Source organism: Pseudarthrobacter sp. C4D7, from assembly GCF_013359725.1.
Taxonomy (GTDB): Bacteria; Actinomycetota; Actinomycetes; order Actinomycetales; family Micrococcaceae; genus Arthrobacter.
The window spans coordinates 17,939-27,157 of record NZ_JABFMW010000044.1 but is presented as its reverse complement, the minus strand read 5'-3'; the positions used below and the strand labels follow the sequence as shown (position 1 = coordinate 27,157).

At 64.1% G+C, this 9,219-nt stretch carries 10 protein-coding genes; 6 read left to right on the top strand and 4 right to left on the bottom strand.

Going from position 1 to position 9,219, the window contains the following annotated elements; all coding sequences use genetic code 11:
• The first annotated feature begins 194 nt into the window (after window positions 1-194).
• Window positions 195-1,550 (top strand): ParB/RepB/Spo0J family partition protein, encoded by a 1,356-nt coding sequence (locus HNO81_RS19300; protein ID WP_175319709.1) that lies wholly within the window; start codon window positions 195-197, stop codon window positions 1,548-1,550.
• A gap of 413 nt (window positions 1,551-1,963) precedes the next feature.
• Here the strand turns inward: HNO81_RS19300 and HNO81_RS19295 are convergent, their stop codons facing one another.
• Complete coding sequence (locus HNO81_RS19295; protein ID WP_175319708.1) at window positions 1,964-2,272, bottom strand: hypothetical protein; 309 nt, start codon at window positions 2,270-2,272, stop codon at window positions 1,964-1,966.
• A gap of 691 nt (window positions 2,273-2,963) precedes the next feature.
• On the opposite strand from HNO81_RS19295, the gene mobC reads away from it, so the two are divergent.
• From mobC to HNO81_RS19275, 4 genes are all read left to right on the top strand, one after another.
• Entirely contained in the window at window positions 2,964-3,356 is a 393-nt protein-coding gene (mobC, locus tag HNO81_RS19290; protein WP_175319707.1) for a plasmid mobilization relaxosome protein MobC, read from the top strand.
• Window positions 3,356-4,915, top strand: coding sequence for a relaxase/mobilization nuclease domain-containing protein (locus tag HNO81_RS19285; protein ID WP_175319706.1), 1,560 nt, complete (start codon window positions 3,356-3,358; stop codon window positions 4,913-4,915). The genes mobC and HNO81_RS19285 overlap by 1 nt, the downstream gene beginning before the upstream one ends.
• A 17-nt stretch (window positions 4,916-4,932) precedes the next feature.
• Complete coding sequence (locus tag HNO81_RS19280; protein WP_175319705.1) at window positions 4,933-5,874, top strand: hypothetical protein; 942 nt, start codon at window positions 4,933-4,935, stop codon at window positions 5,872-5,874.
• Window positions 5,875-5,969: 95 nt separating this feature from the next.
• Entirely contained in the window at window positions 5,970-6,218 is a 249-nt protein-coding gene (locus HNO81_RS19275) for a helix-turn-helix domain-containing protein (RefSeq protein ID WP_141002319.1), read from the top strand.
• 61 nt (window positions 6,219-6,279) lie between these two features.
• On the opposite strand, the gene HNO81_RS19270 is transcribed toward HNO81_RS19275, so the two are convergent.
• Entirely contained in the window at window positions 6,280-6,540 is a 261-nt protein-coding gene (locus HNO81_RS19270) for a hypothetical protein (protein WP_254703588.1), read from the bottom strand.
• Window positions 6,541-6,890: 350 nt separating this feature from the next.
• Here HNO81_RS19270 and HNO81_RS19265 point away from each other — a divergent pair, with 350 nt between their 5' ends.
• Window positions 6,891-7,487, top strand: a complete 597-nt coding sequence (locus HNO81_RS19265; RefSeq protein ID WP_175319704.1) for a DNA-binding protein — start codon at window positions 6,891-6,893, stop codon at window positions 7,485-7,487.
• Between the two features lie 93 nt (window positions 7,488-7,580).
• Here the strand turns inward: HNO81_RS19265 and HNO81_RS19260 are convergent, their stop codons facing one another.
• Both HNO81_RS19260 and HNO81_RS19255 read right to left on the bottom strand, forming a co-directional pair.
• Window positions 7,581-8,390, bottom strand: a complete 810-nt coding sequence (locus tag HNO81_RS19260; RefSeq protein ID WP_175319703.1) for a hypothetical protein — start codon at window positions 8,388-8,390, stop codon at window positions 7,581-7,583.
• A complete protein-coding gene (locus HNO81_RS19255; RefSeq protein WP_012311538.1) occupies window positions 8,387-8,767 on the bottom strand; it encodes a hypothetical protein in 381 nt (126 codons plus the stop codon). Before HNO81_RS19255 ends, HNO81_RS19260 begins: the two co-directional genes overlap by 4 nt.
• Between the last annotated feature and the right edge of the window lie 452 nt (window positions 8,768-9,219).

Here is a 9,219-nt window from a genome sequence, read left to right as displayed (position 1 = left end):
CCTGCGGCGCTCCTTCGTCGCTGATTTCCTCCGGGAATTTCCCGCCCCTTGCCCTCACGGGTAGACAGGCCTCCGTCGGCCACAGCTCCGCAAGCTTCGCCAGCAGCCAAAACAACGGGGGAGAGGGGACGCTGGCCGGTCACCCTTGGTCGCCCCGCCCACCAAACCTTTCGGCAAAAAAGGAGCAACACCACATGAACTCAACACCCACGCTTGAAATGCTCGACCCGGCCACCCTGACCGTCGACGTCAACGTCCGTAAGGACGCCGCCCTGACCGCTGATTTCGTTGCCAGCATCAAAGAACACGGCGTGATGGAACCGGTGATCGCCCACCGCAAGGACGACGGGACCGTGCACGTGCTGATGGGCCAGCGCCGCACCCGCGCCGCCGTCGAAGCTGGGCGCCCGTTGATCCCGGTGATGATCATCGAATCCCCGGAGGAGGCCGAACGTATCGTGACGCAGGTGGTGGAGAACATCCAGCGTGCCGAACTGACCGAAGCGGACGAGGCCGACGCCTACCACCAGCTATCCCTGATCGGGGTCTCGGCGGCCGCGATCGCCAAGAAGACCGGGCGCACCAAGACGACCGTGGAGTCCGCATTGAAGGCCAGATCCTCGGACGCGGGAGCCGCCGCCCTGGGCAAAGGATGGAGCATCGAAGAAGCGCTAATCATGGCTGAGTTTGAGTCAGATGAAGAGGCCTCGGCCGAGCTCGAATCGGTCATTATGGACGAACCTGACCAGCTTCTGCACGTCGCCCAGCAGCTGCGCGACCGGCGCGAAAGCGCCGCCGCCCTCGCCGCGCTGATCGCCGAACTGGAAGCCCAGGGCAAGACCATCGTGGAGGACGCCGGACACTACGCCGACGACGACAACCTCTACGTCACCGCCGCCAAAAGGGAGGACGGGGAACCGGCCACCGAGGACGACGCCAACGCCGTCCTGATCACCACGGACTACCGGGGCCAGCACCGGACACACGACGTGATCGCGGGGTGGAAGGACACGGGCTTCGCACCGAAGTACGAACGCTACCACGGCGGCCGCCCAGCGCAGAAAGGACCGATGACCGAGGAACAAAAGGCGGAACGCAAAACCCTAATTGAGAACAACAAAGCGATGCTGTCCGCGCAGGTGGTACGCCGTGAATTCGTGACCGGCCTGCTGACGAAGAAGCAGCCACCCAAGGGCTGGCAGTACTTCACCGTCCACGCGATCACCCACCACCCCGAAACGGCCAGCGGCTACGACGGCGAGGTAGCCGCTGGCATGGTTGGGGCAAAGGTTGACGAGGCCAAGACCTGGGCGTGGAACCCGCTCCGCACGCACGTGGCGAAATCCCCCGCACGGCCCGAGTTTTCCCTGATCGCGCTCATCTGCGCAGGGTATGAAAAGACGATCGCAAAGGACTCGTGGCGTTCCCACTCCCAGACTCACAGGGACTACCTGAACCAACTGGTTCTTTGGGGGTACAAGGCATCAACTGTAGAACAGCTGATCATCGACAGCGGCAAGCCAGCCGAGAAAGAAACCGAAGCAGCATAAGACCCTTGCCGGGCGGGGAACACCACCGCCCGGCAAGGCCCGCGCCAATCATCACGGCAGGGCCGGGAACGTCTCAAACGTCGGGCGGTCCGCCGCCCGGGGCGAACCACGGCAGCCACTCACCAGCGGCGGACCGCCATTAAGCGCGGCCTGGGCAGAAGCACACCAGGGGTGCCGCGCACACCAACGCGACGGGTACCTGGCGTCGTCCGGGTCGGGGTGTTTAAAGGCCGCCGGCATGCGCGGGGTGACTAGCCACTGCACCCTTCACTGATGCGGTAGTGTGAACCACAGATTTCCTTTTGCCGAAGGACAAAAAAGGACCGGAATGTTCCGGTCCTTTTTTGTGTGCAGCGACTTTTCAGTGGTGTCAGTGCTGCGGCTTGGGTTTCACAACAGCGTGGGTTTTAGGGTCACTGTTCGCTGAAGGATGTGCCGGATTCCTGGGCGGCATCCTGTTCGGATCCGGCGGAGCGCTTTGCTGTCCGCCGGCGCTTTACCGCAGAGGGTTCAAGGCCAAGTTTCTTCAGTTCCTCCGCGCTCCATCCGTCCCGGGTGGCCTGCACGTAGGCGCGCTTGTCATCGCGTTCGGCCGCAACAAGCTGGTCCCGCAACTCGGTGATTCGCTGGCGGCTCTTTACCAGGGCAGTGACGGATTCAATGCGGGAGTCCAGCAGCGCGCGGGCTTGGTTTCGTGTCTGTTCAATGTCGAGGGTAGCCATGGATCCAGCCTAACGATCATCCCGACGCCGGCTCCGCCGGACGCGCCCATCCGGGCATGACATGTCCGAGGTAGCCGGAGGATCTTGCGCCAGGAGGTGGGCGTTCCGGGGATCGTTGAACCAGTCCCGCAGATAGTCGTCAGAGTAGCTGACGGTTCGTGCTGTGAACTGGAAGTATTCGGGGCCGATTCCGCGCCGCCGCCACTGCCGCAGCTGCGTCGGGGAGACTCCGTATTGCCTGGCCACTGTGGGAGGTGAGATGAGACCCAAAACTGTACCTTTCGCTTGCCCTATGCCGCGTTCCTTTCGGCGCGCCCGAAAGCACTTGCCCGGTGAAGGAATTGGCCAGTTGGAGCGGCCGGACCGTGGAATACCGGAGCGGAGCGAGGATATGCCGCGAAAGCCGGCTGCGGAGACTTGCCAAGGAAGGACCGGGCAGTAGCCTCAACCAGCCGAAACGGAACGACGCAGTCGTTTTGAACAAGTCAGACGCGCAGCGTCCTGCAGGGCAGTACCCAGGAACCCCCAAAGCCCCAAATACGGGCGTAGGTGATTTTCCGGAGCAAGCTATGCGGTTATGTGCCATAACCCGCGTGTTGATCCACGGCCTGCGACCCTGGATGCGGCACACTCGTGAGTGTGGCCCGGAGATTCCGGGGCGCTGCGCTGGGCATTGGTGGAGGGGACCGGGATGACTGAAGAGCAGAAGTCGCCGCGCCGGTTCGCCCGCCGCCGCCGCGCGAACATTGACGGCGACACCCAGTACGTGCGGGTGTCGATGTCCGAATTTGAGCGTGCGCAGTTGAAGGTCCTGGAGGAACGGACCGGGCGCAGCCCGTCGGAGATTCTTGTCAGTGCTGCCCTGTACGCGGAGAACTCCGAGTCGCTGGCTGAGCGGCGGGCGATGGCTGTGGAATTCATCGCGGCCCGCCGCTACCTTGCTGCCCTGTCGAACAACGTCAACCAGCTCGCCCGGCACGCGAACGCCACGGACGAATTCCCCGAAGCAGCCCGCACCGTGTTGACCCGGGTGCGGGCGGTCGCTGACCGGGTCAATACGATGCTGGATTCGATGGTGCGCTGATGATTCCCAACATCACCAAGGGCACCCGCATGCACGGGCTCATCGCGTACCTTGCCGGCCCAGGCCGGGCGAACGAACACACCGACCCGCACCTGGTCGCGGGCTCACCGTCGATCATGGCCTGGCACAACGATGACGAACTGAACGCCGACGCGGCGCAGGCCATTGCCAAGGAATTGGACCGGGCCAGAAGCGTCCTGGGCGTGGAGATTCCCGGAGGGCATGTCTGGCACTGCTCGCTTTCCCTGCGCGCCGATGAAGGCGACCTTACCGACGCGAAGTGGGCTGACATTGCGCAGGACTTCATGGACGAGATGGGGTTCAGCGAAGCCAGCGGACGGGCGCCGGCCCAGTGGGTCGCGATCCGTCACGGCCACAGCAAAGCCGGAAACGACCACATCCACCTCGCTGCCTCCATGGTCCGCGAGGACGGAACGAAGTGGAGCAGCTGGCGGGACTTCCCCCGGGCACAACAAGCCGCCCGGGAGCTTGAGAAGAAGTACGGGCTGGAAGAACTTTCACCCACGCATTCCACCCGTGGGCTACGGCCGGGAGAACGCGAAGCCTCCGAACGGCGGGGAGCACCGGAACCGGAACGCCGGTCCCTGGAACGCAAAGTCCGTGCCTGCGCGACCTCGGCCCAGGATGAGGCCGAATTCATTCGACGTCTTCGCCGCACCGGCGCCCTGGTCAGGCCGCGGTACGCGTCCGGACGTGACGACGTCGTGGTCGGCTACAGCGTGGCAGAACGTCCCCCCAAAGGTGGCCGACCTGTCTGGTTCGGCGGCGGTCACCTCGCCAAAGACCTTGCCCTGCCCAAGCTCCGTGCCGAGTGGCCTGACAGCCCACAAGGTGCCGCCGAGGCGGTCGCAGAATGGCAGGCAGCTGCACGTGGACGCCGCCCGGTCACGATCGGCCGCGAAGCCCACGAACCGGACCCGCAAATGTGGAAACAGTACAGCGACGAAATTGCCCGGCTCCGCGAAACGCTGCGCTCCGTCCCGCTGGACGATCACGCGACCTGGGCGCACGTTGCACGCGAGACATCCGGCGCCTTCGCTGCCTGGTCCACGGCAACCGAGGCAACGCCAGGACCACTCGCAGCAGCAGCCGACGAGCTGTCCAAGACGGCACAACTGCGGCGCTACCCAGTCCGCCCCATCCGCAGCGCAGGACCATCTGCCCGCGGAGCCTCGCTCATGCTCATGGCAGCCTCGATGGGCGGCAGCGGAACCGCCGCACAGGCAATCATGCTGCGCCAGCTGCTCAACGTCGCAAAGGCAGTCCACGACATGCACAAGGCATCAAATGATCTGCGCAGAGCACGCCAAATCAGCCACATGGTGAAGCACCACCTGAGCCAGGTCGCGGCCGGACTACCCAGCGTCCCAGCGACCACGCCCACAGCGGATAGCGAAACTGCCGCCGCGGTACGCGCGAGTACAGCCGGCCAGGTCGCCGGCCGGTCCCCGGGCTCCGTGCTGCCGCCGAAATACGTGCAGGCACGTACCCACGCGAGCACCCGAAGCGGGAGTGCCCGCACAGACATTGAGAGATAACACCAAGGAGGGGAACCATGAGCGAATCTGACGGCATTGATGAGGCTCTTGAGGGAATGTCACGCGTAGGGCTGACTATTGCCGGCCGGCTCGGTGAGCAACTGGCCAGGGCACGCGAGCAAGAGCTGCGCCGCGCCCAAGCCGCCGAGGAACAACAGGGCCGCGAACTGCAGGCCCGGTTCGACGCCGAGCGGGCGGCTGCCCGTGCACAGCTCGCCCCGGTCATGGACGACCGGTGGTGGGACACAGCCACCGGCCGCGACGTCGAAAGGGCACATGAGGCGGCCACCGCCTGGAAGGACCACGACCCGGCGGCGCGTGACGCGGTTGAGGTGATCCGCGACCAAGTGCAGCGCCGCTACGGCTTGGACGTGGACAACCTCGGCGCCAGTGAAGCAACGGTGGCGGAGGCCCTGGCTAAAGCCGAGCGGGACCGCGAACAGGCAGAACAGGAACACCGTGCCGGCCATGATGAAAACGCCCAGGCTGTGCAACTGCTGGCCGAGGCCGACCGGGAAGACAGGAAACGCGCGGAGGCCGTTGATCGGCCCTCAAAGGAGGACTTGGACGAAGCGCTGGTCTGGCTCCGGGAGACCAAACCCATCGAGGCGCACAACTGGGAGCAGCGGCACAAATTTGCAGACAGCGTAGCCCTGGAGGACGACATGGAAAGGCGGCTGATTGAAGACTGGACAGCCGCCCGTGCCAATCACCACCCCGAGCAGTTGCGTGACGAAGCAGGAGCCACATACGACTCAGCCGAGCGCCGCCAGGAACTGGCGGCCAGCCTCGAAGGGGTTGCCGACCGCGAGGCTGTACAAGCACGGCTCAATTCCGATCAAGACCAGGCCACACCGCCCAGCGCAGCCGTAGGCAAGGGATCAAGGCCTGCAAAGGCCCGCAAGACGCGCGGAGCCAACGGCCTGACAAAGCTCCTCCAAAAGGGCATGAGCCGGTAAGCCCTGCAGGCCGTCCAGCCCAGGAAATCTCACGGGTTGGCCGGGGGCCCGCAAACTGGCCCCGGGCTGGGTGCTGCTCACATTAGGATGTCCGGGTGACCGCTGAACACGACAAACGCCGCTTTCTGACCATCGAGCAGGTCGCCGAAGAACTGAACTGCAAAAGCAGCCTCATCCGGAACCTCATTCATACTGGAGAGCTTCGCGCTTTTCAGGTTGGAGCGAGGGGGCTCTGGCGCGTCGGCCGCCAGGATCTCGAGGACTATATCGCAGATGCATACCGGCGCACCGCTGAGCGGATCGCCGCGGGCGAACTGGCGGACGACGTGCCGGAAGGGGAATAGGGACGCTGAAGGGGCGGAAACCCCTTGTGCTCCGGGGCGGTCCGGCGTCGCTCCAAGCGTCCTACGCTGGCGTGCGCTCATCCGCGGATACAGCCTCCCAGCGTTTCTGGGCACCCTGCCGGCTGATCCCGAAAGCCCTGCCGATCTTTTCCCAAGAGACGCCCCCGCCCTTGCGGTGGCCACCGGCTTCATCGAGCTGGGCCGCCAGCTCCTTGAGGCTCCGTGCGGATGCGGTGCAGCGACACGTCCGGGGCGACATGCCGGTGGGTGCCACACGCTGGGAGCAGAGCGCCGTAAATGCTGCCACTGCATCCTGAGTCACAGTCACCCCCCAAACGTTCTGCCCTTCAAAGCAGCCAGGACAAATCATCTCCGGGGCACAGTCAGACCCGAATGGGGGCTCCTTGCACTCCAGCAGTAGTAGTAGGAACCGTGTACTACTACTCCTACTCTTTTTCGTGACGCGTATCGTCCAAGGCCTCTTGGGCGGCGCCGCAAACCGCTCTGCGCCTGGGAGGCCACCCACGAAGGATCCCCGCTACCCAGCCCCCTCTGGCCCGGGGCCTACCCACCACATGGACGGAGGCCGCGGGCACCGGGACGGTCGCGGTATTGCCGGTTAGTAGTAGTAGGAGTAGTTTTGCTACTACTACTACTTTTGAGGGATCGTGAATGAGCTCGAGTGCTAAAGACCGGGTTTTTGCTGCTGCTGAGCAGATCAGCGCCGAGCGGCGCCCCACCGTGTCCACTGTTCGATCTGCTGCGGGCGTTAGTAACGCCGACGCCACCCGCTATCTGAAGGAATGGGCCGAGGAGAAGCAGTCCGCAGGAGGTCAGGTCGCGGCGACCCCGCCGGCCATCCTCGAGCAGGCGGCGCGTCTGGCCGGGGCTGTCTGGGCGGAAGCGTCCACCCTTGCGAACGAGCGCCACGCCGCCACCGGCGAGCTCTGGGCCCGGGAGAAAAAGGAGCTGAATGAAGAGGTCGCCGAGCTTGTTGCCGACCTCGACAAAGTGACGGCCGACAAGGAGTCCGCTGTCTCCGAACTGGTGGCCAAAATAGAGGAGCTGGAACGCCAGCTAACCACCAATGCCGAGCAGTTAGAACAGGCCCGCTCAGCCGGCCAGGAAGCAACGGCCGAAGCTGCGGCAGCAGCAACCCGGGCGGCCGCCGCGCAGGCCCGCGCGGACGCGCTCCAGGAAGCCCATGACGCGCTGCTGCAGCGCATTACCCCCGAGCAGCCTCAGAGTGGCGAAGAACCTGATGCCTGATCTAGCCGGGACCCCTCTGCCAACGGACGGCAGTCCTGCAGCCGCCAGCGGTGGACGGCCTACCGGGGCGGCGCTCGGAAGATGTCCTTGATTTCACGGGCGAGCTCCGAGGACCGGTAGACCGTACAGTTCGGCTACACGGTGGAATTCAGGGTCCGGTCCGACATTTTCGGAGGTCAGCTGCAGGAGGCCGTTGCGGCTGGGGGAGAGGCCTTCGTCAGCCCGTCGGTCCCAGTAGGCCCAGCACCTTCCAGTCAGTGTTTTTGATGGGTAGCTGATACCCAGTGGTTCTGAGCCATCGTCTAACACCGTTCCGCGGATGACGTGCGCGAGCAGAGTTGTCAGATCACGGTCGTCACTGGTGAAGGAGCCGGCCGTGAGGAGCTGCAGGCGTTCGGTCAGCCCCGCCGTGGTTGGTGTGAGGGTTTCAAGGGCGCGGAGGGTGGCCGCGTCGTCTATCTGAACCCACCACCCCTGACCAGGGAGGCGAATTTCGTAAATCGAACGGTCCATTTGCCAGTCCGCGGATATGGCCCATGGGACGTCAATCCCGTTCTCCTCGGCCTGGGCCCGGACACTGGTGATGTAGTCCTCGACCGTCCATCCGATGGATTCCGCGGCCTTGGCTACGGACGCGCGCTGCTGCCGGAAGCCGAGCAACACCTCGGCGTAGGCGCACTGGCGGGAGTCGGCGAGGTAGATCGTTGAGCCTATGCTGTCGTACCGTCCCCGGGAATCGCTGGTCGCGGCCGTTCCGATGGGCATCGGGCCAACGATGGAATTTTTCCTGACCGACAGCGCACCGTAGCGGTCCTTCGCCACCCTGAACGAAATCTGGCCGGCGGCCTGGACAAGGGTGAGCCCCGTCGAGGCGCACCGGCGCCCCTTGGCGGTCGTGATCATGCGGCGTAGGTGTCATTCACGAATGCTTCGGCGGCTCCCAAAACCTCACGGGAACGCAGCTGCTGAATGTAAAGGACAGGAAGTTCCTCGTCCAGGCGCGGGTTGGCACCCATCAGCCAGGCCAACGCGACATGCTTTCCTTCAGCGAGCTCAAGGGTCTTCCAGACGCGATGACCCAGGCGCAGGCGGGACTCGACTTCCGGGCGGGGCTCGGGGCCGTCAGGCTTGGCCCAGCGGAACGGAGACGTGCGGTCCTTCACGCCGGCCATGGTCTGGACGACCGTCGTACCCAGATTCTCATTGAGTTCGCGCACAAGGTCGTGAATGTTCATCCGGGTGGTCCCCAGATGAATGTCATGCCGGGTCGTTGCTTCCATGCCTCAATCGTCGCAGGATTGCAAAAGTAAAACAACCGAAATGCAACACAAAACGCGCGAAATGTCGGCTCGTGGAGTGGAGGGGTGACGTTCAGGGGGAGTTTCGCACTGCTCTTGGCGCGTGCTCCGGATGGCGCAGCAAGCGCGGTAGATGTAACCTGAAGATGAGAGATTGCTTGAAGATTAAAGCAAACGACTTTACATAATCTTTATTATCGGCGTTTAAGTAGGAGGGGTAAGTGCGGGTTGTCGGCTGGCGCCTTGGCCACTCCGTCAATGTCTACCGTTCTCCGACCTCTTTTACGTAGGTTCAAGATTCATCCTTTGATCGTGGCGGCGCTCTGCCGAGGGTCAGCGCTGACGCTACTTTAAGCAGCAGGCGCCAGATCGTCCTGCTCAGCGGGTCCGGGGTGGAATCTGAGAACATCGTGGTCCAGTGTCAATAAACGGAA

Bases quoted from the DNA above. Each gene is read 5' to 3' on its own strand.
- HNO81_RS19255 (WP_012311538.1), bottom strand. From the start codon at position 8,767: ATGGAAGCAACGACCCGGCATGACATTCATCTGGGGACCACCCGGATG.
- HNO81_RS19260 (WP_175319703.1), bottom strand. From the start codon at position 8,390: ATGATCACGACCGCCAAGGGGCGCCGGTGCGCCTCGACGGGGCTCACC.
- HNO81_RS19300 (WP_175319709.1), top strand. From the start codon at position 195: ATGAACTCAACACCCACGCTTGAAATGCTCGACCCGGCCACCCTGACC.
- HNO81_RS19295 (WP_175319708.1), bottom strand. From the start codon at position 2,272: ATGGCTACCCTCGACATTGAACAGACACGAAACCAAGCCCGCGCGCTG.
- HNO81_RS19265 (WP_175319704.1), top strand. From the start codon at position 6,891: ATGAGCTCGAGTGCTAAAGACCGGGTTTTTGCTGCTGCTGAGCAGATC.
- mobC (WP_175319707.1), top strand. From the start codon at position 2,964: ATGACTGAAGAGCAGAAGTCGCCGCGCCGGTTCGCCCGCCGCCGCCGC.
- HNO81_RS19285 (WP_175319706.1), top strand. From the start codon at position 3,356: ATGATTCCCAACATCACCAAGGGCACCCGCATGCACGGGCTCATCGCG.
- HNO81_RS19280 (WP_175319705.1), top strand. From the start codon at position 4,933: ATGAGCGAATCTGACGGCATTGATGAGGCTCTTGAGGGAATGTCACGC.